Annotated in this window: 19 protein-coding genes; 13 read left to right on the top strand and 6 right to left on the bottom strand. The window is 67.6% G+C overall.

Annotation, left to right across the window (positions count from 1 at the left end; all coding sequences use genetic code 11):
• Positions 1-41 precede the first annotated feature (41 nt).
• Both WG899_RS15575 and trxA read right to left on the bottom strand, forming a co-directional pair.
• Positions 42-557, bottom strand: coding sequence for a YHS domain-containing (seleno)protein (locus WG899_RS15575; protein WP_339596570.1), 516 nt, complete (start codon positions 555-557; stop codon positions 42-44).
• Between the two features lie 103 nt (positions 558-660).
• On the bottom strand, positions 661-1,032 hold the full coding sequence (gene trxA, locus WG899_RS15570; RefSeq protein WP_339596569.1) for a thioredoxin: 372 nt from the start codon (positions 1,030-1,032) through the stop codon (positions 661-663).
• Between the two features lie 212 nt (positions 1,033-1,244).
• Here trxA and WG899_RS15565 point away from each other — a divergent pair, with 212 nt between their 5' ends.
• Positions 1,245-1,886, top strand: a complete 642-nt coding sequence (locus WG899_RS15565) for an MBL fold metallo-hydrolase (protein WP_339596568.1) — start codon at positions 1,245-1,247, stop codon at positions 1,884-1,886.
• Here the strand turns inward: WG899_RS15565 and WG899_RS15560 are convergent.
• Positions 1,873-4,767 (bottom strand): WecB/TagA/CpsF family glycosyltransferase, encoded by a 2,895-nt coding sequence (locus tag WG899_RS15560; RefSeq protein ID WP_339596567.1) that lies wholly within the window; start codon positions 4,765-4,767, stop codon positions 1,873-1,875. The two genes, WG899_RS15565 and WG899_RS15560, sit on opposite strands and share 14 nt — an antisense overlap.
• Positions 4,768-4,790: 23 nt before the next feature.
• Complete coding sequence (locus WG899_RS15555) at positions 4,791-5,483, bottom strand: sugar transferase (protein WP_339596566.1); 693 nt, start codon at positions 5,481-5,483, stop codon at positions 4,791-4,793.
• Between the two features lie 158 nt (positions 5,484-5,641).
• Here WG899_RS15555 and WG899_RS15550 point away from each other — a divergent pair, with 158 nt between their 5' ends.
• The 12 genes from WG899_RS15550 to WG899_RS15495 all read left to right on the top strand — a co-directional run bounded on the left by WG899_RS15550 (position 5,642) and on the right by WG899_RS15495 (position 19,580).
• A complete protein-coding gene (locus WG899_RS15550) occupies positions 5,642-7,477 on the top strand; it encodes a hybrid sensor histidine kinase/response regulator (protein ID WP_339596565.1) in 1,836 nt (611 codons plus the stop codon).
• Positions 7,474-7,860 carry a response regulator gene (locus WG899_RS15545; protein ID WP_339596564.1) on the top strand — a complete coding sequence of 129 codons (387 nt, stop codon included), beginning with the start codon at positions 7,474-7,476 and terminating at the stop codon, positions 7,858-7,860. The genes WG899_RS15550 and WG899_RS15545 overlap by 4 nt, the downstream gene beginning before the upstream one ends.
• A complete protein-coding gene (locus WG899_RS15540) occupies positions 7,853-8,155 on the top strand; it encodes an Hpt domain-containing protein (protein WP_339596563.1) in 303 nt (100 codons plus the stop codon). Before WG899_RS15545 ends, WG899_RS15540 begins: the two co-directional genes overlap by 8 nt.
• A gap of 100 nt (positions 8,156-8,255) precedes the next feature.
• Complete coding sequence (locus tag WG899_RS15535; protein ID WP_339596562.1) at positions 8,256-8,594, top strand: STAS domain-containing protein; 339 nt, start codon at positions 8,256-8,258, stop codon at positions 8,592-8,594.
• 110 nt (positions 8,595-8,704) lie between these two features.
• Positions 8,705-9,382 (top strand): hypothetical protein, encoded by a 678-nt coding sequence (locus tag WG899_RS15530; protein ID WP_339596561.1) that lies wholly within the window; start codon positions 8,705-8,707, stop codon positions 9,380-9,382.
• Entirely contained in the window at positions 9,382-11,571 is a 2,190-nt protein-coding gene (locus WG899_RS15525) for a GumC family protein (RefSeq protein ID WP_339596560.1), read from the top strand. Before WG899_RS15530 ends, WG899_RS15525 begins: the two co-directional genes overlap by 1 nt.
• Positions 11,568-12,290 carry a glycosyltransferase family protein gene (locus WG899_RS15520; RefSeq protein WP_339596559.1) on the top strand — a complete coding sequence of 241 codons (723 nt, stop codon included), beginning with the start codon at positions 11,568-11,570 and terminating at the stop codon, positions 12,288-12,290. The genes WG899_RS15525 and WG899_RS15520 overlap by 4 nt, the downstream gene beginning before the upstream one ends.
• 19 nt (positions 12,291-12,309) lie before the next feature.
• On the top strand, positions 12,310-12,960 hold the full coding sequence (locus WG899_RS15515; RefSeq protein ID WP_339596558.1) for a class I SAM-dependent methyltransferase: 651 nt from the start codon (positions 12,310-12,312) through the stop codon (positions 12,958-12,960).
• Between the two features lie 37 nt (positions 12,961-12,997).
• Entirely contained in the window at positions 12,998-14,182 is a 1,185-nt protein-coding gene (locus WG899_RS15510) for an acyltransferase family protein (RefSeq protein WP_339596557.1), read from the top strand.
• Positions 14,179-15,459, top strand: coding sequence for a glycosyltransferase (locus WG899_RS15505; protein ID WP_339596556.1), 1,281 nt, complete (start codon positions 14,179-14,181; stop codon positions 15,457-15,459). The genes WG899_RS15510 and WG899_RS15505 overlap by 4 nt, the downstream gene beginning before the upstream one ends.
• On the top strand, positions 15,459-17,615 hold the full coding sequence (locus tag WG899_RS15500) for a hypothetical protein (RefSeq protein ID WP_339596555.1): 2,157 nt from the start codon (positions 15,459-15,461) through the stop codon (positions 17,613-17,615). The genes WG899_RS15505 and WG899_RS15500 overlap by 1 nt, the downstream gene beginning before the upstream one ends.
• Positions 17,616-17,627: 12 nt before the next feature.
• Positions 17,628-19,580: a sulfatase-like hydrolase/transferase gene (locus WG899_RS15495; protein ID WP_339596554.1), complete on the top strand. Its 1,953-nt coding sequence runs from the start codon at positions 17,628-17,630 to the stop codon at positions 19,578-19,580.
• 15 nt (positions 19,581-19,595) lie between these two features.
• Here the strand turns inward: WG899_RS15495 and WG899_RS15490 are convergent, their stop codons facing one another.
• Together WG899_RS15490 and WG899_RS15485 are read right to left on the bottom strand one after the other, a co-directional pair.
• A complete protein-coding gene (locus WG899_RS15490; protein ID WP_339596553.1) occupies positions 19,596-21,341 on the bottom strand; it encodes a hypothetical protein in 1,746 nt (581 codons plus the stop codon).
• Positions 21,342-21,419: 78 nt separating this feature from the next.
• Positions 21,420-21,935 carry a hypothetical protein gene (locus WG899_RS15485; RefSeq protein WP_339596552.1) on the bottom strand — a complete coding sequence of 172 codons (516 nt, stop codon included), beginning with the start codon at positions 21,933-21,935 and terminating at the stop codon, positions 21,420-21,422.
• Positions 21,936-21,981 lie beyond the last annotated feature (46 nt).

The following is a 21,981-nucleotide window of genomic DNA, read 5'->3' as shown; positions in this document are numbered from 1 at the left end:
GGCGGACAGGCACCGAGCGGCGCCCGTCCAAAGCGCAACGATCAGTTCAAAGACTTGGGCGTTTTGTTGCGCAGCTCGGGCCAGTTCTGTTCGGCCTTCTTGTTGTTGCCGGACACGTCTTCGCGGTACTTCTTCTCAACGTCCTTGTTGACGTTCAGGTAGAGCTTGCCGTCGGCCACGGTCCAGGCTTGCGGGTCGCCGTCGAGCTTCTTCTCCAGCGCCACGCCCATGGCGCAGAAGCCCCCGAACTGCGGTGCGTACTTGGCCGGATTGGCCTTGAAGGCGTCACGGTTGGCCGCGCTGGCGAAGTGATATGTGACGCCGTTGTGTGCCGCCTTGAATTCGCTTTTGCCCTCGGTCGGGGCGCCCACGCTGAAGTAGGCGACCGGGTCATAGCCCTTCAAGCCCAGGCCCTTGGCGTCGACATTGACGGCGGCGGTCGAGTTTTCGTCATAAGCAAAGCTGCTGCTGGGGGCCAAGGAAGCGCCCAGGCCGATGGCCAGCGAGAGGGCAAAGGAAATGGGCAAGAGACGGTTGCGCAAGGTGGTGGAGTTCATTTCAATGTCTTTCTTTCGAAGGGATTCTTGGGACGAGTCAAAGAAAACTCGGTTCACATCCCAAGCACTGTGTGAACCAAGCGGAGAAAAAAATAGAGGGGACTTACATCGACTGCTGAAGCCAGGAGGAGACCTGCTCCGCCGTGTGCAGGCCGACCAACTGAGACTGCGCTTGGCCGTTCTTGAACAAGACCAAGGTCGGAATGCCGCGCACGCCATGCTGGCTGGCCAGGGCCTGTGCCTCGTCGACATTGACTTTGCGCAGCTGCAGCTGCCCGTCGAAACGACGCGCCACTTGTTCCAGGTGCGGAGCCAAGGCTCGGCAAGGGCCGCACCAAGGAGCCCAGAAGTCGATCAGCACCGGCTCGGACTGCTGCTGGATGAAGTCGGCAAACGAGGCGGCGTCGAGACTTTCCAGGCCGGCAAGGTGGCTGGATGGGCGGGGCGCAACGGTGGAAGCGTGGCTGAGGGACATGATGAATCGCTTTCTTTTCAAAGCACCGCAAAACGCTGCGGCATGTCCATCACTGTAAAAATTCGAGCCCCGTTCGGGCTCGCTTGCCGTCTCGCTTGCCTCACCCAGCGTCTCAGCCTTCGCCTTGACACGCCTGCCGTCGAAAATGGCTGAGAAACCGCTACATTGAGCGCCCCAGCCCTTCAGCGGCAACTGCCCAAGCCCGATTCGTCATGACCCTGCGTTACCAGACCATCCCCGTCACCGCCTTTGCGCAGAACTGCTCGCTCGTCTGGTGCGACGAGACCATGGAGGCCGCCGTCATCGACCCGGGCGGCGACCTGCCGCGGCTCAAGCAGGCGGCCCAGGAACTCGGTCTGAACTTGAAGGCCATCTGGTTGACGCATGCCCATATCGACCACGCCGGCGGCACCGGCCAACTGGCCAGGGAGCTGCAGCTGCCCATCATCGGCCCGCATCCGGGCGACCAGTTCTGGATTGACGGCCTGGCCCAGCAGAGCCAGATGTTCGGCTTCCCGCCGGCCGAGCCCTTCACGCCGACACGCTGGCTGGCCGATGGCGACACGGTCAGCATCGGCCGCCAAACGCTGAACGTGCGCCACTGCCCCGGCCACACGCCCGGCCATGTGGTGTTTCATTCCGCAGCGATTCAGCGCGCCTTTGTCGGCGATGTGCTGTTCGCCGGCAGCATCGGCCGCACTGATTTCCCCGGCGGCAACCATGCCGACTTGATCGCCTCGATCCAGCAGCGGCTCTGGCCGATGGGCGACGAGACCGTCTTCATCCCCGGCCACGGCCCCGAGAGCAGCTTTGGCCGCGAGCGCCGCAGCAATCCCTACGTCAGTTCCAACTGAAGCGCCCTGCAGCGCTGGCGGCGGCCGAAGCGGCTTGTTGCCCTCGCCCTTTCAAACGCTGACCCAAGCCGCTCGCCGCCACTCGCAGCGCGCCGCGCAACAGCAGTCGCACTTGTTGCAGCGGCGACAACACCGCACACAGCACATCGGCCGCGGCGCAGGCCTCGTCATGCTCGTCCTCCTGCTCACACCAGGCAGGCGCATGCAGCAGCCCGACCGGGCTGACGGCCAGGATTTGCTGCCACTCGGGCCGCAAGGCGTACCACTGGCTGCGGCTGCGCGGGCGCATGCCAATCCACTGGCGACGCCCTTGCAGCACATCGATCAGAGCGGCCAAGTGGGCCCAGATGCTCGCCCCTCCGGCCGAGCCATGCGCTGGCGCGCAGCGCAATGAAACCAAACTCGGTTGCAGGCCCGGCGCATCGCGGCCGCACACCACCGGTCGCGGCAGCCAATCCGGCTCGCGCCCGAACAAGCGCCGGGTGAGCCAATGCCCGGCCAGCAAGGGAGCCGCCGGCAATAGCAACAGCGCCGCCAGCGCCCGCCCGAGCCAGGCCGCGGCGGGCCAGCGACGCCCCACCAGCGGCAGCAACAAGGCGTCTTGCGGCGCCAAGGTTGACTCGACATCGAGACGCACATGGCGCAGCCGAGCGCCATTGGCAATCACGTCGGCCAAGTCCAGATCGGCGCCCACATAGGTCTGCGGCAGCAGCAGGCTGCGCTCAATGCGGGTGCCGCGCGAGACCAGCACATCGCGGCTCAGCACCACATGCGGACCCACAGTGGCGCCGGCCTCCACCACGCAACCGGGCCCGATCAGCACCGGCCCGATCAGGGTCGCGCCGGGATCGACCTGCGCCAACGGGCTCATCGCGCCCCAACGCTTGCGCAGCCAGGCCGCCGGCACCGAATGCGTCGGGTGCCAGCCGGCGCCAAACTGCGCCTGCAAGACCGCCGGCGCCGAGCTCAACTCCGCCATCACATCCTCGGCGCAAAGCAACTCCGCCACCCCGCAGGCACGCAAGGCTTGTGGCAGATCGGCGCGTTCCAAGTCCTCCGGCAGGCCGTCCAACTGAATCGGCGTGGCGCAGGCCCAGCCCGACCAATGGCTGCCCTGCTGCTCGTCCAGCTGCAAGAGCAGCGCATCCAAGCAAGACAGCTGCATCATCTCGCGCGCGCCCAGGCACACATCGGCATGCCCGATCAACACACGGCGCGCGCCCTTGCTCGCCATGCCGGCCAACAGGCCATAGGGCCGGTTCGGGTCCTTGACCCCATGCCAATGCAGGCGCAAGCCCCAGCGCTCGCCGTCGCCAACCAGCGCCCGCAGCAACTCGGGCCGCTCACTCACGACCAAGTCAATCTCGGTGATGGCCGCCTGCGACAACTGCTCCAAAAGATGCTCGATGGCGGTCTGGCAGCCGAGCGGCAGCGCCGCCGTTGGGAAGTCGGCTGGCAAGGGCAAATCATCGGGCACCCGCTGGGTGGCAAAGATCACCGCGCGCAAACCTGGCGCCGCAGCCGCCTGCGCAGCCAAATCCGGCAGGCCGCTGGATGAAGCCAGCGGCCCGGTGTCGCCCGCCGGGCGGCGCAGGCGCAGGCGTTGCAGCAGCACCCGCACCAGAAAGGTCAGATTGCCGACCAGGTAACGGCGCCACATGCGACCGGGCTCCTGCATCAGGCGGTAGACCCATTCCAGCCCGGTCTCGCGCATCCACTGCGGCGCCCGGGCAATGCGGCCGGAGGCGAAGTCAAACAGGCCGCCCACCCCCATCGCCACTTTGACGCCGAGCAGGGGCAAATAGCGATCGATGAACAAGTCCTGCGCCGGCACGCCGCGCGCCACCAACAGCAGCTCCGCGCCGCTGGCCCGCACCTGCGCGGCCACGGCGCCCTCCTCGGCCACTTCAAAAAAACCATCGCGCAGACCGGCCACGCGCAGGCCCGGCCAGTGACGGCCAATTTCAGCGGCCACCGCCTCGGCCACCCCGGCCTGGCCGCCGAGCAGGAACACCGAGGACTGGCGCGCCTCCAGCATCGCGCACAGGCGCGGGAACAGGTCAGTGCCATTGACGTTTTGCTTCAGCGGCGTGCCGAGCAGATCGCTGCCGATCTTGATGCCAATGCCGTCGGGCAAGACCAAGGCCGCGCGTGCCAAGGTACGGCGATAGCCGCGGTGGCCGGCGGCGATATTGACGCAGGCCGGATTGACGAAGCTGACCTGCTGCGCTGTCTGGGTCGATGGGCCGTCCAGCATGTCCCGCACGCGTGACAGCGCCTCGTTCATGCTGAGGTTATCGAACACCACATCGGCCACCCGCACGCGCGCCGGCTGATCCCCCTGGCGCGCCGGCAAAAACGCCACCACCAGGCCGCGCAAAAAGAGCCCGAGATCATGGCGCAGGCCATGCTGGGCCAAGTGCTCCAGATCGGCCTGCAGCTCGGAGCCAAAGTCCACCGCCGTGTGACGGCGAATGAACCAGGGGTTGATCAGACCCGGCCGCAGTTCCGCGGCGGCGCCGGGAAAATCCTCGGCCAGCGTGCGCAGCCGCGGCCCGACCCAGGCCATCTCGCCACGCACGATATGGATCAACAACGGCCAATGGCTGGCTCCTGCCGCTGCCAGAAAACGGCCCAATAGATGCGCCGGCATTTGCAGACTCTGTCGCACAAAAGCTTGGCCGTAACGGCCATGCACGGCTTCGCGCCGCCACTCACCCAGCAGCATCGCCAGCGCCAAGAGCGGCGCCAGCATCAGCAGCAAGCCCAGGGCCAGCAGCAGATCAAAGGCCCGCAGCGCCATCGAATCACGCGCCGAGCGGGCCGCGGCCCGCCGCAAGGCCTGCAGCGGGTCGGTGTCAGCAGACATCCAGTTGTTCATGAATAAACTCCTTGGCGTCAAGGTCAATAGGCACCGCGACCGCGCAGCACCGCCGGCAGCGTCTGCAGAATGAGCTTGATATCGACCCACAGCGAGGGCCGCTGGATGTAGTCCAGGTCCATCTGCATCTGCTGCGGAAACGGCACCTCGGCGCGGCCATTGACCTGCCAGATGCAGGTCAGGCCCGGGGTCACCGTCAGGCGCTGGCGCTCCCGCAAGGTGTAGCGCGCCACCTCGCTGACCAAGGGCGGGCGCGGCCCGACCAGGCTCATGCTGCCGGTCAAGACGCACCACAGCTGCGGCAGCTCGTCGATGCTGCTGCGTCGAATCAGTCGGCCGATCGGCGTGATGCGCGGGTCATTGCGCATCTTGAAGGTGACGCCCTCCGCCCCATGCTGGTTGGCGGCCAGCAAGGCCACTCTCACCGCCTCGGCATCCACCCGCATCGAACGAAACTTCGGGAACGCAAACACCACCCCATGACGCCCCACCCGGCGCTGCCAGAACAAGGCCGGTCCACCGTCATAGCAGCGAATCGCCAAGGCCACCAGCAGCAAGAGCGGCGCCAGCAGCAACAAGGCCGGCAACACCAGCGCCAGATCAAGCGCACGCTTACCCAGCGCACGCCCTCTCGAACGCAGCCGCCAAGCCCAGCGCGCCCGCAGCGCGCGCCCACGACTGATGAAGGGACTCGACAGATTTGGAATAGCAGCCATGGCGTTCTCCAGCAAACAATGGGAGCCATTACAGGACTCGGGGGGGCGCAAGTTGTGGCAGCTTTGTCAAATCAAGCCATCGCAAGCCCGCGGCCTAGAAACCCATGCGGAAGCCGCCCGAGCGCTGCGTAGAATCAATCGCAGCCACCGCCCACCCTATGCCCCTCGACATCCTCGTCGTTGACGACATCCTCGAATCCAGGCAACACCTGAGCGCCCTGGTGCGCGCCCTTGGCCACCAAGTGACCGAGGTTGACAGCGGCCTGGCCGCGCTGGCCCAGCTGCGGCTGCGTCTGCCGGACCTGGTCTTGCTGGATCTGCTGATGCCAGATCTCGACGGCTTCGAGGTCACCCGCAGGCTGCGTGAGCTGGCCGGTCGGCATTGGCTGCCGGTCATCGCCACCTCGGCCCTGCAGGGCGAGGAGCATGTGATCCACGCCTTGCAAAGCGGTGCCGACGACTACCTGTCGCGCCCGGTCAACCCGGCCCTGCTGGACGCCAAGCTGCGCCATTACGGCGATGTGCTGGCGATGCAAACGCGTCTGCATATGCGCGCCCAGCGCGAGCGCGACATCCTCGACAACATCCTTGACCCGGTCGTCACGCTGGAAGCCGCCGGCCGCGTCGAGGAGTGCAACCGCAGCGCCCTCGACCTGGCACTGCAAGACGGGCAAGCCCTGACCCCCGGTGCCAGCTGCGAAGCCTTGTTCGGTATCGATCTGCAGCAACTGCTGAACCAACGCGAATGCCAGCTGCGCCGCGCCAACGGCGAGTACTTTCCCTGCAAGCTGGGCTTGAGCGAATGGCGCGAGAGCGAATTCCGTCATGTCACCGTGGTGCTGCATGACCTCAGCGAACAGCGCCAGATCGAGCGCATGAAGGATGAGTTCCTGGCCACCGTCAGCCACGAATTGCGCACGCCCTTGACCTCGGTGCTGGGCGCGCTGGGCCTGCTCGCCGGCGGCGCGGCCGGGGCCTTGCCTGCGCCGGCCTTGTCGCTCGCCGAAGTAGCCCGCCGAAATGGGGCACGTCTGAGCAGTTTGATCGACGACATCCTCGACCTGACCAAGCTCGAAGGCGACCGCCTGCAGCTGAATCTGCGCACCCAACCGCTGCTGCCGCTGCTGCAAGAGGCCATCGCCGCCAACCAGGGCTATGCCGAGCGCGCCGGCGTGCGCCTGGTGTTCGAGACGCCGGAGCAAGACGCCGGCCCCGAATTGCGGCTCGACGCCGAACGCTTTCTGCAGGTACTGGCCAATCTGCTCTCCAACGCCATCAAGCATTCGCCCGCCGGCGAGACGGTGCGCCTGAGTCTGCACTGCCGCGGCGGCCGCGCCCGCATCAGCGTGCGCGACCGCGGCCCCGGCATTGCCGCTGGCTTCCGTGCCCGCATGTTTGAAAAGTTCTCGCAGGCCGATGGCACCGACCAGCGCGTCCAGGGCGGCACCGGCTTGGGCCTCTACATCGCCCGCCTGCTGGTCGAGCGCATGGGCGGCCAGATCAGCGCCGATGAAGCGGGCGCCCCCGGCGAGGCGAGTGCCGCGGGCGGCGCCGTCTTCAGCATCGAATTCCCCTTGGCCGAGATCGCCGCCCAGGGCCGTCAATCCCTGACCTTGCCGCGCCTGCTGCATATCGACAAGGAACTTGCCAATCGCCAGCGGCTGACGCGTTACCTGCTCGGCATGGCTGAAGTCGAGGGCGCTGCCAGCCTGGCGCAGGCCGAGATCATGTTGAGCGCCACCAATCACCTTGCGCCGGCCCTGCTGATCGGCAATCCGCAGGGCCAGGGTTCGGCCGACGATTTCTGTCTGGGCCTGCGTCGGCTGGCACGCGGCGCCCCGCTGCTGCTGTACGGCGACTCGGTCGATGCCGCGTTTGCCCAACGCATGGGGTTGCCCTGGCTGAGTCCGGCGCGCAGCGGCCCGCAAGAACTGCTGAGCGCGGTGCGGCAGGCTTGTACCGGCCGGCCAAGCTCAACAGAGGAGCCGCGATGACACCACTGCAGCGCGTGATGTGCGTCGACGACGATGCCGACATCCGCATGATTCTCGATTTCAGCCTGCGCGAGGTGGGCGGCTACCAGGTGCAATGCTGTGCCGGCGGCCAAGCGGCCTTGCAGGCCGTGCCCTTGTTCAGGCCACAGCTGGTGTTGCTCGACGTGATGATGCCCGGCTTGACCGGCCCGCAAACCTTGGCCGCGCTGCGCGAGATGCCGGAGATGTCCGGCGTGCCGGTGGTCTTTTTAACCGCCAAAGCCATGCCCGAGGAACTGGAGCAACTGCTCTTGCACGGCGCCACCGGCCTGATCGTCAAGCCCTTTGACCCGATGCGCTTGCCGGCCGACATCTTGCCCTTCTGGGAACATGGCCATGGCTGACTCGCCCACCGCCGGGCTGTCCGCAGCGTCGGCGGCCGCCTTCGAAAAGCTCAGGCTGCGTTTCGCCGCAGGCCTGCAGCAGCGCTGGGCCGACATCAGCGAGGCCAGCAATGCCGAGCAGCAAATCACGGCCCTGCACCAGCTCGCCGGCGCGGCAGGCAGTTATGGCTGGGAGCCGCTCGGGGCAGCCGCCCGGCGCGCCGAGTTGGCGCTGCAGCAAGCGCAGCCGGAAGCGCTGGCGACGGCCCTGCAGGAACTGCGCGCCTTGATCGAGGCGGCCATGACCGAGACCTGAGTCTCATTCCGCGGGCCGGACGACACAGTCCGGTGACACTCGCAAACGCCGCTCGAGTTTCAATCCATCCATCGCCAAGCCCATTCCCAAGGAGCGCGCCATGGAACTGACCGGAAGAATCGAAGGCAGCAATGTTCTCGTCATCGAACTGCGCGAGGACAATCTGGACGCCAGCAATGTGCGGGACTTCCGCGACGCCGCACAGTCGCTGATGCTGGAGCACAAGCAAGTGGTGCTGGACATGGCCGGGGTCAAATTCGTCGACAGCTCCGGCCTCGGCGCCTTGATCTCCTGTCTGCGCCAGCTGAACGGCCGACGCGGTGATTTCCGCCTGTGCGAAATGTCACGCACGGTGCGTGCCCTGTTCGAGTTGATGCGCATGCACCGGGTCTTCAATATTCACGACACCCGCGGCGACGCCGTCAGCAGCTTCGGCTGAAGCGCCTCCCCGCTTCGCAAGTTTCGCAAGTTTCGCAAGCCCCCTCGCCCGACCGATGCCGGCACCACCAGGCGCCGGGTCCGGCCGCGGCATTGCCCGGATCAACGGCCATGAAGATGAGCGACTACCTCAACGCAGCCTTGGTGATCGGCACCGGCCCCGCCAGCGTCTGCCCGGCCAGCCGCGGCCTGCAGCAGTTGGGCCTGAGCCTGGACCCCGGCGCCGCCTGGATCGACGCCCACAACGATGGCCAAGCCCGCCACCTGCTGGCCCACGCCGCCGACCGGGCCGAGCGGGATGCCACCCCCGGTCTGCTTCTGCTCTGCGCCGATGTTTGCGCCGAGGCCGCCTTCGGCCATGCCGATGACGCCCTGATCGAGCGGCTCGAGAACTCGAGCTGGGAACTGCTCTATCTGGCCCATGACGAAGCGGCGTGCTGGCCGGGTCGGGCACCGCACCAGCCGCGCCCCAGCTGGTTGCACTGCGACACCCCGCCGGCCGGCGTACGCGCCCTCGGCCTGGGCCTGCCGCTGCTGCGGCGCCTGCTGGCGCAAGACCTGGGCCTGGGCAGCGACACCGGCCTGCGCGCCGAGCACTGGTTGGGCTTGCTGGCCTGGCAGGCCAGCCGCCTGTGCGGGCCGAACGCGGCGCTGGCGCAGTGGCCGGCCTGGGCCTCGGCCGCAGCGATCCAGCGGGCACGACAAGAACAGCAGCGGCAACGCGCCTCCAAAGCTGAAGCTCACGGCCGAGCGAGCCTCGCTGCCACAGGGGCCGCAGGAGCCGCATGATGAGCGAGCCCGTCAGCCTGCCCGGACGCGGCATCAAGCCGCTCAGCAGCCTGCTGGCGCATCGCCGACTGGCCGGGCTGGCCTTCGCGCTGACCTTGGCGCTGGGCTTGCCGAGCGCCTGGGTCAAGGGGCGAGCACATTTCATGTCAGAGGCCACCTTGCAAATCTCGCCGCGCTATATGCGCAATCTGCGCGAGGACCAGGAACTCGACTTCCAATCCAACAGCCAATACCGCCAGTTCGTTGAGCAGCAGCGCCAGAGCATGAGCCGGCACGATGTGCTGCTGGGCGCGCTGGAACGCCTCGGCGAGCAGCGCAGCCAATGGCAGAGCAAGACAGACAGCGATCGTCAAGCGGTCGACAAGCTGCGCGAGCGGCTGCAGGTCAGCACCGTCTCCGACACCTATATGGTGCGTCTCGGCCTGAAGGGCGCCAAGCCCGATGGTTTGGCCGAGATGGTCAATGCGGTGGCGGCCAGCTTCGTTGAAAAAATGAAGAGCGAGGAGATCTACGGCTCTGATGAGCGCAGCAAGAACCTGCGCCTGCGCGAGGCTGAGTTGCTGCAACAGATCGGCGCCAAGGTGGATCAGCGCAGCGAGATCGCCCGCGAACTCAGCCTGACCACCTTCGCCGAAGGCACCCCCAACCCCTATGACCAGCTGATCAACGGCCTTCGCAACAAGGTCGCCGGCGCACGTCAGGCCCGCATGGAGGTGGATGCCGCACTGGCCGCCTTTCTGGCCCGAGGCGACACCACGCTGGCGGCCCGCTCGGTGCAAGAGGCGGTGCAAAGCGACCCCGGTCTGAACGGCCTGAAGGCCGCGCTCAGCACCCGGCGCGCCGCGCTGCTGGTGCTGAAGTCCGGCCTGCGCGCCGACCACCCCGGTGCGCTGGCGGCCGACCGCGAGCTGGCCGAGATCGAGACCGAGTTGCGCGGCCAAGGCGATCGCCTGGAGGGCGGCCTGCGGCGCAATATCCAGGCCCGGCTGCAGGGCACCGTCGACCAGGCCCGTTCGGTCGAGCAGTCCTTGCAAGAGGAACTGAGCGCCTTGGAGGCCCAGGCCACCCGTTTCGCCAAGCTGTTTCAGGATGCGCAGACGCTGACCGCCGATGTGGCGCAGCTGCGCAGCGAGCTCAACAAGGTGCGCGACCGTATCAACTTCCTCGGCATCGAGAGCAGCTCTTTCGGTTTTGTGCGCCTGGTCGCGCCGGCGCTGCTGCCCGAGCACCCGCTCGGCCCCGGCCGCAAGAAGCTGATGCTGATGGCCTTGCTGGCGGCCGGCGGCGCCGCCCTGCTGGCGCCCATCCTGCGCGACCTGCTGGATCGCCGCGTGCGCACCGTCAATGACGCCCAGCGCCTGATGGGCATGGCGCCGGCCGGCTGGCAGGTGCAGCGCGACGGTCTGGCCAGCCAGGTCTTTGCCGATGAGCAATTGCGCCGCATGGCCGCCGCCTTGATCCGCAGCCGCGAACGCCTGGGCCCGGGCCAGCCACAACAGCGCGTCTTCGGCCTGAGCGGCTGCAAGCCCGGCGCCGGCAGCAGCAGTCTGGTGCTGGAGTTGGCCGCCACCCTGGGCACGCTCGGTTTCAAAGTGCTGGCCGTCGAAGCCAATGGTTTCTCACGCGATCCGCGCTTCACCGACACCGCTGCCGCGCAGCCGCGCCCCGGCTTGCTGGAGCTGCTGCGCGAGCAGGCCACGGCGGCCGAGCTGATCGTGCCGGCCAGCGGCGACTTGCCGGAACGGGTGGCCGTGGGCGGCCGCGGCCGGGTCAGCCTGGAGCGGCTCGACAAGCTCGGGGGACAGCTGCGCCAATGGGCCGAGCACTACGACTTTGTGCTGGTCGATATGCCACCGCTCTTGGTCAGTGCCGATGCCGAGTTACTGGTGCGAACGCTCGGCCAGGTGCTGCTGGTGGTGGAGGCCGGGGCGGTGGCGCAGGGCGAAGTGCAACGCGCCAAGCGCTTGCTGCAAACGCTGGACCCGGAGGCCGTGGGCCTGGTGGTCAACCGTGTGGCGGCCTTCGATGGCGGCGGCTATCTGCGCGATTTGATGATCGAGTCGGTCACCGGCCGGCGCGCCGACACCTTTTTCAGCACGCCCGGCTGGCGGCTCAGCTTGGCCACGCTGCGCCTGCGCCTGGGCCTTTTCTTGCAAACACTTCATTCCAACGGAAGGGGCAGACCATGAATGCCGAACTGCTGCGCGTCTTTGACCGCATTTGCATCATCAACCTGCCCGAGCGCACCGACCGGCGTGACGCGGTGATTGCCGAACTGGCGCGGCTGGGCGTCGAGGTGGATGGCCAACGGGTGCGCTTTGTGCGCGCGGTGCGTCCCAGCCACGCCGCCGGCTTTCCGAATGTCGGCGCCCATGGCTGCTTCTTGAGCCATCTGAATATCCTGCTGCAGGCCCAGGCCGACGGCGTGCAGCGCCTGCTGGTGCTGGAGGACGATGTGATGTTCATGCCGCACAAGGGCGACAGCAGCGCGCTGCTGCCAACGCTGCGCGGTGATGCCTGGCACCTGGCCTACCCGGGCCATGCGCAGCCGATCGAGCCCGGCCCGCTTCGTTGGGTGCTGACGCAAGCGCCCTTGGTCTGCGCCCACTGCTACGCCATTCACGCCAATGCCCTCGAGCTGGCGATTGCGCATCTGCAGGCTTGCCTGTCGCGGCCCAGCGGCCACCCGCTCGGCAGCCCCATGCACTACGACGGCGCCCTGACCCTGCTGCGCCGCCAGCACCCGGAGCTGCGCACGCTGATCGCCAGCCGTTCATTGGCCAGCCAACGCAGCTCGCGCAGCGACATCATCGGCCCGTCCTGGCTGGACGAAGTGCCCATCCCCAATCTCGCCCCGCTGCTGCGGGCCTTGCGCAATAGCTGGCGGCGCCTGGCCGCCGGCTTCTGAGACCTGTTGGGAGACCGCCATGTATGAAGACAAGCAGCCTTGGTATTTCAACTTCGTGCGGCGCGACATCGAGGCGCTGTTGCCGCAAAGAGCCGAGCGCACACTCGAAATCGGCTGCGCCGCCGGCGCCACGCTGGCCTGGTTGCGCGACAGTGGCCGCGTCGGCCACACCACCGGCATCGAGCTGATGGCCGAGGCCGCGGCGGTGGCACGCGGACGCGTCGACCGGGTGCTGGAGGGGCCGGTCGAAAGCCAGATGGCCGCGCTCGACCCAGCCGGTTATGACCTGGTGCTGTGCCTGGACGTGCTCGAGCATTTGGTCGACCCCTGGCAGGTGATGCAGCAATTGCGCACGCTGGTGCGCCCGGGTGGCGTCGTCATCGTCAGCCTGCCTAACGTCAGAAACCACCGCGTCGTGCTGCCGCTGCTGCTGTCGGGTCGCTTTGAATACAAGGAGGCCGGCATCATGGACCGCACCCACCTGCGCTTTTTCAGCCGCCAGGGGGCGCTGGATTTGCTGGCCCAAGCCGGCCTGAAGCTGACCGCCGAGGCCGCCACTGGCACCCGCCGCGGCGACCGCGACTTCTGGCGAAACCTCCTCACCGGCGGTCTGTTGGCGCCGCTGTTCGTGCACCAGCATCTGCTGCGCGGCACGCGGCTCGGGGCCTGAGCCGGCGCCGCACCTGCAAGCCAAGGGAGAGACGCTCATGCTGCCCTGGATCGACGCCCTGCGCGGCCTGGCCATTTTGATGGTGTTGGCCAACCATGTGGCCCTGCAAGTTCCGGGGCTGTCGGCGCCGCTGCGGGCGCTGGCCAGCTTTGGCCAGATGGGCGTGCAGCTGTTCTTCGTGGCCTCGGCCTATACCCTGTGTTTGTCCTGGCAGCAGCGCGCTGCGGTCGAAGCCTGCCGCAGAGAAGCCGGCGGTGCCGAAACATCGCATCATCTGCTGCTGGCCTTTTTGCTGCGTCGCTTCTTCCGCATCGCGCCGCTCTATTGGTTCGCCATCGTCTTTTTCAGCTGCTGGCATCTGGCCTTTGCTGAATCGTCGAACGAGCCCGAGTCGGCCTACACGCTGGCCCATCAACTCGCCAATGCCTTGTTCATCCACGGCCTGTTGCCCTCGGCGCAGAACGCCGTCGTGCCCGGCGGCTGGTCGATCGGCGTGGAGATGGTGTTCTATGCCTTGTTCCCGGCGCTGCTGCAGGGCCTGCAAGGCTTGCAGCAGCGCCGCCCGAGCTGGCCACCCGGCCTGGGCGCGGCGCTGGCGGCGCTGTTTTTGCTGGGCCTGCACCTGCTCTGGCAGTCGCTGACGCGAACAGTTCCGCTCGCCAACAACAGCGCCGACTACTTTCATCCGCTCAATCAACTGCCGGTGTTTTTGCTCGGCATGGCTTGGTTCGACTGGCGCCGTCAACTGCCAAGGACCGGGCCGCTGGCCGGCTGGCACGCGGCCTTATTGCTGTCGCTCTTGCCCTTGGCGTCGTGCGCGCTGCTGTGGCGCAGCACCTGGCCGCTGGCCTTTGCGCTGATCCCAAGCCTTGCCGGCCTGGGCTTTGTCTTGCTGGCTCAGGGCCTCAGCCACGCACCCCGGCTGCCCGACTGGCTTTGCCGCATCGGCCGCGCCTCTTACGCCATCTACATCATTCACATCCTGTTCGCCTGGCATGGGCTGCATGCCCTGCAAGCCTTGTGGCCCCTCTCCGGCGACGGGGCCTATCTGCTCGCCCTGCTACTTGTCAGTGCCATGTCCTACGCCGCCGCGCGCCTGCTGGGCCGCTGCATCGAGCGGCCTGGCATCGCCCTCGGCGCTCGCCTGATCCAGCGCCTTCAGGCCACACCCCAATCGCCCGCGAAGGCCCAAGTCTTGATCGCCCAGAAAGGTCTGAAATGAACAGCCTGGCCCACACCCCTCGCATCACCATCAGCACCACCGCGGCCGCCGACAACAGCCTGCTGCTGGAACTGCCGGTGCCCTTCAAGCGCATAGCCGGCGTCTTGCATGTCGAGGCGCAGGCGCACAACGGCATTGCCCGCTGGCTCGACAATTTCGATCGCTTGAGCCTGTGTGCGCCGCTGCTGCCTGAGGCCGGCGACGCCTTGCTCGAGACCTCGACCAGCTGGCTGCCGGTGGCCGACCTGCTGCAAGACGGGCGGCTGAGCCTGCACACTCTGCCCTGGGGCTACCACCCGCTGACGCATTACCAACAGCGCGCCAGCGTCGCCGCCCTGTTTGAGCGCCTGATTCCGCAGCACCGCTATCTGTGCTTCGCCAATCTGGGTTGGCTCGGCAGCTGGGGCAATATCGCTGCCGACCTGGCCCGCGCCAAAGGCCGCGACTATGCCGTCTGGCTGGACTGGGTCTTGCACGAGATGCCTCCGGCCGAGCCGGGCGGCTTGATGCGCCGGGCCTTTGGGCGGTTGAAGCTGGCCATGCTGAAACGCAACAGCCTGCGCGCGGTGCGCCACGCCACGCTGGGCCTGTTCCACGGCCGTTCCGTGCAACAGGCCTACGCCCCGTTTTGCCTGAATCCACAGTTGGTCCATAACATTCACCTCAAGCGTCATGACATCATCGGCGAGCCGGCCTTGCAACAAAGGCTGGCGCGTGACGATGGCATTCTGCGCATCGGCTATGCCGGGCGCCTGCATGCGATGAAGGGGCCGCTGCAATGGTTGTCAGCGGTGGCCGGCGCGATAGGGCGGGCCAAGCCGGGGCAGCGCATCCAAGCCTGCTGGATCGGCGATGGACCGATGTTGGAAGAAGCGCGGCAATGGGTGCGCGCTCATGGGCTGGAGGGGCAGATCCGTTTTCCCGGCGCGGTGAACGACCGCGCCAAGGTCTTGGAGTTCCTGCGCAGCCTTGATCTGTTTGTGTTTTGCCATCTGACGCCGGAGTCGCCGCGCTGCCTGATCGAAGCCTTGATGTCGGGCCTGCCGCTGCTGGGCTACGCCAGCCCCTATGCGCAAGACTTGGTGGCTGCGCGAAAAGGCGCAGGGCGCTTTGTCGACATTGGCGACAGCGTAGCCCTGAGCCATCTGCTGAGCCAGCAACTGGAACGCCCCGCCCTGCGCCAGACCATGGCCCGGGATGCCTGGGCCTGCGGACAGGAATTCTCCGACGAGGCGGTATTCAAACACCGCAGCGACTTGATCAAGGCGCATCTGTGATGAAAGTCCGCTTCGGCTTCCATCGCTGGGCTAGGCTGCTGTTCTGGGCGGCTTTGCTGGCCCTGCCTAGCCGGGCCATGCCGGGCGACGGCAGCGTCCTCAGCCTGGGTGCCACGCTCGGCGAGCTGCCGCGCTTCGGCCTCAATCTGGGCGGCCGCAATGTCTGGGGCGCCGATCAGCTGATGCGCAATGTGCTGCAAAACCCCGGTCTGGAATTGACCCATGATGGCGCCTTGCTGATCGTCGGCCGCGTCCTGCCCGAGGGCGTGGAAGATGACAGCCGCTGGACCGCCCGCGAGCCCGGCTTCTGGGCTGGGGCCCACTTCGAGGTGCTCAGCGGCGCCGCGGCCGGCCGCGTCGGCCGGGTGCTGGACAACCGCCGCGCTGACCGCCAAGGTGGCGATCTGCTGCAGCTGGAGCCGCCGCCGCCCGGCTTAGCGCCCGGCGATGTGCTCGCCCTGCAGGGTCAGCAAGACATGCTGGCGGTGCCGCAATGGTGGACGCAGGGCTTGGTGCGGACGGTGGCCGAGCCTCGGCCCGGCAGCCCCGGCCGACATGCCGCCCTGCTCAGCGCCGTGCCGGGCCAGCCGGCCGCGCTGTTTCATCACCTCGACTCGATCGGCGCGCGGGCCGGCAAGCTGCTGCCGGTGCAAGGACGCTGGCGGCTCAGCTTCTGGGCCCGCCAAGCCAAAAGTTCCGCCGCCTCAGCGCGCTTTCGACTGAGCTTTGCTCGCCATGGCCAGGCGGCCTGGCTGGACCAGCGCCCGAGCCTAGGCGCAGAGTGGCAGCGCTTCGAATTCGACTTCCAGGCCGAAGACAAGGGTCCCGTCGGCCCGCTGCAACTGAGCTTGTTGCTCGAGCAGGGTCAGGTCTTGCTCGATGATATCGAGCTGGGCAGCTTAGCAGGCGAGCGCACCAGCCCCTTCCGAGACGAACTGATCCAGACCCTGCTGCAGCTGCGCCCCGGCTATCTGCGTGACTGGCAGGGCCAGCTCGGCGACAGCCTCAGCAATCGCCTGGCGCCGCCGCTGGCGCGCCGACCGAGCCGCTACCGCCCCGGGCCCAACGAGCGCTTGTTCGCCTACTCGCTGCCGGAGTTTCTCGAGCTGTGCGCCCGCGTCGGCGCGCGCCCTTGGCTGGTGCTACCGGCCACCTTGACGCCGGCCGAGGCCAAAGCGCTGGGCACCCTGCTGGCCCAGGCCGAGCAGCAGCACCGCTTTGGCGAGATCGTCGTCGAGCATGGCAATGAACACTGGAACAGCGTCTTCCGGCCGGCTGGCATTGCCCGCGCCGAGGCCCTGGCGGAGGTGGCGGACCGCGCCTTTGCCGCTTTGCGCGAGGGCGCGGGCCCAGCGCTGCCGCTGCACCGCGTGATTGGCACCCAATACGTCAACCCGGCCGCGGCCGGCCGCATGGCCGCGCTGTCGCGGCAGAGCCAGGGCATCGCCGTGGCGCCCTACTTCCATTACAAGCAGGACGCCGCGGACTCCAGCGCGCAGGTCTTCGAGCGGGTCTTGCAAGACGATGTGCAGCCGCTGCTGGAGGCGCTGCGCTTGGCCGCTGCGCAGCGGCATCAGCTTGACGTTTACGAAGTCAACTTTCACACCACCGGCGGCAATGCCAGCGGCGCCCAGCGCGACGCGGTCTTGGCCGATGCCGCCGCCGGCACCGCCTTGGCGCGCCGGCTCTTGCAAGCGGCGCTGGCCGGCGTGCGCCGCCAGGCGGTCTATGCACTCAGCGGTTACGACAGTTTCTTCATGCTCGGCGAGCGCCGCGAATTGACGCAATTGTTCGGCATCACCCGCGACCTGGCCGGCGTCGGCCACTGGCGCCCCACCGGCGCGGCGCTGCAGGCCCTCAACGAGGTGGCCGGCGGCACGGCTCATGCAGTGCGCTGCCAAGGGCCGGCCTGCGCCACGCTCACGGGCATCACCTTCACCGAGCAGCCAGGGCACGCACAAGGAAAGCGCTGGGCGCTGGTCAACGCCGGCGCACAGGCGCAGCGCATCGAGCTGGCCTGCGCTCAGGCCCTGCGCTGGCGCAGCAATGTTGAACGGCCAGGCGAGACCGAGACCAACAGCCAGCCGCTGGCCTGCCGCCAGGGCCGCCTGACGCTGAATCTGCCCGCACGCAGCTGGGCCACCCTGCAGCCTTGAGAGGAACACACCATGTCTGCATCCGAAGCCGCACGCCGCCCCCAATCACCGATGCATGCCACCAGCCAAGCGCAAACGCAGCGCGAAGCAAGCGCGAGCGAGGCCAGCGGCGCCGGCCTGCTGTTCGCCGCCCTGCTCTGGTTGATCGGCCACCTCTGGCTGCTGATGCTGCGCGATCTGCAGCTGCCCGCCGTGGCCCTGCTTTCGCATGAAGTCCAGCAACTGGTGTGGTGGAGCTTCTATCTGCTGATTGATCAAGGTCTGCAAAGGCGCAGCCTGCGCATGGCTTGGGCGGCCCTGGCCACGCTCTACTGCTGCACGCTCTTGCTGGACGGCTTCTTGATGCGCATGACCTCGATGCCGCTGCGCGAGATCTTGCCCATGCTCTTGGCCAGCGAACAAGTGCTGGAGGGGCTGCGAGAGATCGGCCTGACCCCGCCGCGCCTGCTGCTGCTGGGCGGCGCATTGTTCCTCACCCTGCTGGCTGGCGCGGGCCTGCGGCAATGGCTGGGCCAAGGCAAGTTTTGCAACCTACGCCCCCTTGCACGACAAGGCCTGCGGCCGGCCTGGCTGCTGGGCGCCTTGCTGGCGCTGCCGCTGCTCTCGGCCAGCGAGCAAACGCTGGCGCGCGACAGCGAGGACTATCTCTACCGCGCCCTGCGCATGCCCGGCTATTGGCAGCTGTTCGAAGGCAGCAGCCGCTCGGTGCAACTGAGCCTGCCAGCGCCGGTAGCGCATGGGCAAAGAGCGCAGTGGCTGCAGGCGGTCGGGCCGGCCAAGAATCCACGCCATGTGCTCTACGTGCTGCTGGAGAGCTTTCGCGCCGACCTGGTCCGGCCCGACACCTGCCCGACGATCTGGCAGCTCTCGCAGCAAAGCCTCAGCTTCGACAACGCGATGGCCGAGGCCACTTACACGCCGCTGAGCTGGTCGGTGCTCTTGTTCGATGAGGCCGCGCACGACAATCTCTACGGCCGCCACCCGCGCCGCAGCGAACCGCTGGGCAGCTGGCTGTTGGCCTTGATGGGCAAGGCCGGCTATGACAAGCAGGTGTCGGTGTCCACCAATCTGGCCTATGCCCGCACGCGCGAGCGGCTGCTGGGCGACGGCCGCCAGCCGCTCAACTACTTCCAAGCCGCTCCTGAGGCGGGCGGCAACCCGGCCGACAAAAACCTCTACGACCGCCAGGCCGCCGAGCATCTGGCCGGTTTCATCCGCGGCCACCAATGGCAGGGTTCGCGGCCCCAGTTCATGCTGCTGCAACTCGACAGCACCCACTACACCTACCCCTTCCCGGAGGACCAGGCCCTCTTCAAGCCCTATTCGGAAAACCTCGCCCTGCCCAAGGCCTTGAACTCGGAGCTGGAGGCCACGCTGCTGCACAACCGCTACCGCAACGCGGCCCACTATGTCGACAAACAGCTGGCCCGCGTGATCGCCGCGCTGCAAGAAGCCGGCATCTATGAAGACACCGTGGTGGTGCTGACCTCCGACCATGGCGAAGGCATGAGCGTGGGCCTGCAGGGCCACGCGGCGGTGGGCGACAGCAGCAAGCGTGTGCCGCTGATGCTGCGCCTGCCCGGCCAGGCCGCCGCCCGTTCCGATGAGCTGATTGGCCACCGCGACATCCTGCCGCGCCTGGTCCGCTATCTGGACATTGCGGTTCCGCCCGAAGCACTGCGCGGCGCCAAGACTGCGGCGATCACCCGGCCCGCGCCGGCCATCTTCACGCTGGCCGCCAGCGGCCGCACCGGCCAGCTCAGCACGCCCGACTATGTGGTGGACCTGCGCCTGATCTGGCGGCCCGATTCGGTCACCGTGACGCCGGTGCAAATCGAGATGCTGAAACCCAGCGAAGAAAGCGGCACGCTCTATCCAAGCCAGCCGCCCAGCACGGCCGACTGGCTGCCGCTGCTGCGAGCCCAGCTGGGCTCGCCACCGTTTGAAACTCAAAGCGGGCGCTGAGGCCCTCGCCCTGCCTCAGCGGGGCGACTGGGCCACGCCGCCGCGCAAACTGGCATCGGCCATTTGCCAGCTCTGCTCCAGCAGCGGCGCCAGCTCGGCCGCCTGCTCGCGCTTGCCCTGGGCCAGCAAGGCTTGACTGAGACCCTGCAAGGCCCAGCCGCTGCGCGGGAAGCTCTGCAGGCTGGCGCGGTAGCTGGCCTCGGCCTCGGCATAACGTTTCAGCTGCAGCTGCATCTCGCCCTGGCGCAGGCGGGTGCCACCGGCCAACATCGGCGGCTCCATGCGGTCGGCCGCGGCGGCGATCTTGGCGGCCTCGGCCTGTTGGGCCAGGGCCTCCTCCGGGCGCTGCTCGGCCAACGCCAGTTCGGCGCGCAGCTGGGCTTGCGAGCTCAGCACCAGGCTGCGCACGGTGTCGTGAAAGACGCTCTTGCCGTCAAATTTCTTCAGCAAGGGCGCGCTCGCTGCATCCAGCTGGGTCAGCGCCTGCCGTGCCTCGGCCACCTGGCCCAGGCGCGCCTTGGCGCTACCCTGCGCCAGCTGACCCAAGACCGTGCTCATGCCCAAGTCACCGCTGGGCAGCGGCTCCTTCAGCAAGGCTTCCCAGCGCTGCAGACGCAGCAGGGTCAGCATCGGCAGGCTGCGCTGATACTCGGCGAAGACAAAACTACCTTCGCTCAAAGGCACCGAGGCGCGCGCCGCCTCCAGGGCCAGCTCGCCGCGCCCTTCCATCAAGGCGCCGAACCATTGGAAGTGGGTGTTATGGCGCCGCCAGTCCTTGCTGATGCTGAAGTTCTGCGCCTTCAGCTCGGCTCGCATGGCCTCGTCCGCTGCATTGGCCAATTGGTTGACCCGCGTCGCATCGGCATAACGGCCAATCTGACCGTAGGTGTGCGAGGGCATGTGCAGCAGGTGCGGCGACTTCGGCGCCAGCGCCCCCAGCCGGTCGGCCGCAGCCTCGGCGCGCGCGGCCACCTGCGGCGCGTCAACGGTGTGAATCAGGTAGTGATTCAAGCCGGTGTGATCCGGATACTTGCGCAAGCCGGCTTCCAAGCGATTGGCCAGCTCACCAATCCGCCCGGCCGGCAGGCCGCTGGCGGGGTCCCACCAATCGCCGCGGGTGGCCACCAACTCCGCCTCGGCATAGATCGCCAACACATCGGCGTCATCGGCAAAGCGATCGGCCAGGTTGCGCATCCGCTCGGCATAGGCGATATCCAGCGGGTCGGCCACGTCGCGCCCGTCTTGCTGGCCGGCGCCACAAACGGCCGCCTGCAGCGGCGCCAGATTGCGCGACTCGCTGCCATGGCCATAGCGCAGCGCCAGCGACTCGATCAGCGCGCGCTCCAGCGGCGTCGCCCTGGCGCTGTGGGCCAAGGCGTAATCAACATGCCGCAGAGCCTCTTGCAAATCACCGCGCTCGGTATTGTTGATATTGGGGCCGAGCTGATAGGCCACACCCCAGGCGCACAGCGCGCATTCGGGGTCTTGCGCCAGGGCGGCCTTGAAAGAGCGCACCGCCTCATGCTCATTGAAACCATAGGCCTGGGTCAGGCCCTGGGCGAACAAGCGGCGCGCGGCCTCATTGGCTTGACTGGGCGCCAAGGCCACCTTACCAAAGCCGTCCAGCCTAGGGGCGGTGGCGCTGCGGTCGGGGGCAAAGGGCAGCAAGGCACAAGCGGCCAGGCCGCCGAGTGCCAAGGTCAGGGCACTCAAAGCAGCGGCGCGGCGCAGACGCGAGCGTGAATTCAAATGGCGGGCCATGGCTTGTCTCGCTGGCTGTTGTAGACGCGCAGTATCGCGCGCCCAGCCCAGCCCAGCGAGGCCTTACGGCCGCGCGGGCTACTTGCTCAACTGCAGCGTTTGCGGGCTGGCCGCCGCGCTGCTCAGCACCCACTGGCCCTGCTCATCGTCCAGCGTGGCCACCAACAACAACTCGGTCTGTTCGCCCGGCATGCGCAGCGTCCAGGCGATACGACCCGCGGCATCGGTGGCAGCACTCTCCAACAGCGAGACCGGCACCGGCTGCTCCAGCGTGGAGCCATCCTGCGGGCTCAGTCGCGACAGCGTGAAGACCCGCAATGCCGCGCCGGCAGCCGGCTGGCCATTGGCGCGGCTGAGGGCCAGTTGCACATTGAGTTGACCGTCGGTGCTCCAAGCCATGCTGCTGCCGGGCAACAGTTCGACCACGGTGGCGGCCGAAGCCGCCGGAGCCGGCGCGGGCGCAGGGTTCGGCGCGGTCACCGGCGCTGCTGCCGCGCTGGGCGCGCTAGTACTGCCACCCCCACCGCCGCCACAGGCAGACAGGCCCAGTCCGATCAAAACAAGCCAGGCCGTCTCGATGCGTCGTGTTTGCATGGTGTGTTCTCCAAACCGCCGCAGCGGCATTGCGGAAATAGCGTCG

Source organism: Paucibacter hankyongi, assembly GCF_037482915.1.
Classification (GTDB): Bacteria; Pseudomonadota; Gammaproteobacteria; order Burkholderiales; family Burkholderiaceae_C; genus Paucibacter_A; species Paucibacter_A hankyongi.
This window is presented reverse-complemented; position numbering and strand designations above follow the sequence as displayed.

Coding starts and splice junctions, on each gene's coding strand:
- WG899_RS15520 (WP_339596559.1), top strand. CDS start 11,568: ATGAATGCCGAACTGCTGCGCGTCTTTGACCGCATTTGCATCATCAAC.
- WG899_RS15490 (WP_339596553.1), bottom strand. CDS start 21,341: ATGGCCCGCCATTTGAATTCACGCTCGCGTCTGCGCCGCGCCGCTGCT.
- WG899_RS15530 (WP_339596561.1), top strand. CDS start 8,705: ATGAAGATGAGCGACTACCTCAACGCAGCCTTGGTGATCGGCACCGGC.
- WG899_RS15545 (WP_339596564.1), top strand. CDS start 7,474: ATGACACCACTGCAGCGCGTGATGTGCGTCGACGACGATGCCGACATC.
- WG899_RS15550 (WP_339596565.1), top strand. CDS start 5,642: ATGCCCCTCGACATCCTCGTCGTTGACGACATCCTCGAATCCAGGCAA.
- WG899_RS15555 (WP_339596566.1), bottom strand. CDS start 5,483: ATGGCTGCTATTCCAAATCTGTCGAGTCCCTTCATCAGTCGTGGGCGC.
- WG899_RS15560 (WP_339596567.1), bottom strand. CDS start 4,767: ATGAACAACTGGATGTCTGCTGACACCGACCCGCTGCAGGCCTTGCGG.
- WG899_RS15500 (WP_339596555.1), top strand. CDS start 15,459: ATGAAAGTCCGCTTCGGCTTCCATCGCTGGGCTAGGCTGCTGTTCTGG.
- WG899_RS15485 (WP_339596552.1), bottom strand. CDS start 21,935: ATGCAAACACGACGCATCGAGACGGCCTGGCTTGTTTTGATCGGACTG.
- WG899_RS15495 (WP_339596554.1), top strand. CDS start 17,628: ATGTCTGCATCCGAAGCCGCACGCCGCCCCCAATCACCGATGCATGCC.
- WG899_RS15505 (WP_339596556.1), top strand. CDS start 14,179: ATGAACAGCCTGGCCCACACCCCTCGCATCACCATCAGCACCACCGCG.
- trxA (WP_339596569.1), bottom strand. CDS start 1,032: ATGTCCCTCAGCCACGCTTCCACCGTTGCGCCCCGCCCATCCAGCCAC.
- WG899_RS15565 (WP_339596568.1), top strand. CDS start 1,245: ATGACCCTGCGTTACCAGACCATCCCCGTCACCGCCTTTGCGCAGAAC.
- WG899_RS15515 (WP_339596558.1), top strand. CDS start 12,310: ATGTATGAAGACAAGCAGCCTTGGTATTTCAACTTCGTGCGGCGCGAC.
- WG899_RS15525 (WP_339596560.1), top strand. CDS start 9,382: ATGAGCGAGCCCGTCAGCCTGCCCGGACGCGGCATCAAGCCGCTCAGC.
- WG899_RS15535 (WP_339596562.1), top strand. CDS start 8,256: ATGGAACTGACCGGAAGAATCGAAGGCAGCAATGTTCTCGTCATCGAA.
- WG899_RS15510 (WP_339596557.1), top strand. CDS start 12,998: ATGCTGCCCTGGATCGACGCCCTGCGCGGCCTGGCCATTTTGATGGTG.
- WG899_RS15540 (WP_339596563.1), top strand. CDS start 7,853: ATGGCTGACTCGCCCACCGCCGGGCTGTCCGCAGCGTCGGCGGCCGCC.
- WG899_RS15575 (WP_339596570.1), bottom strand. CDS start 557: ATGAACTCCACCACCTTGCGCAACCGTCTCTTGCCCATTTCCTTTGCC.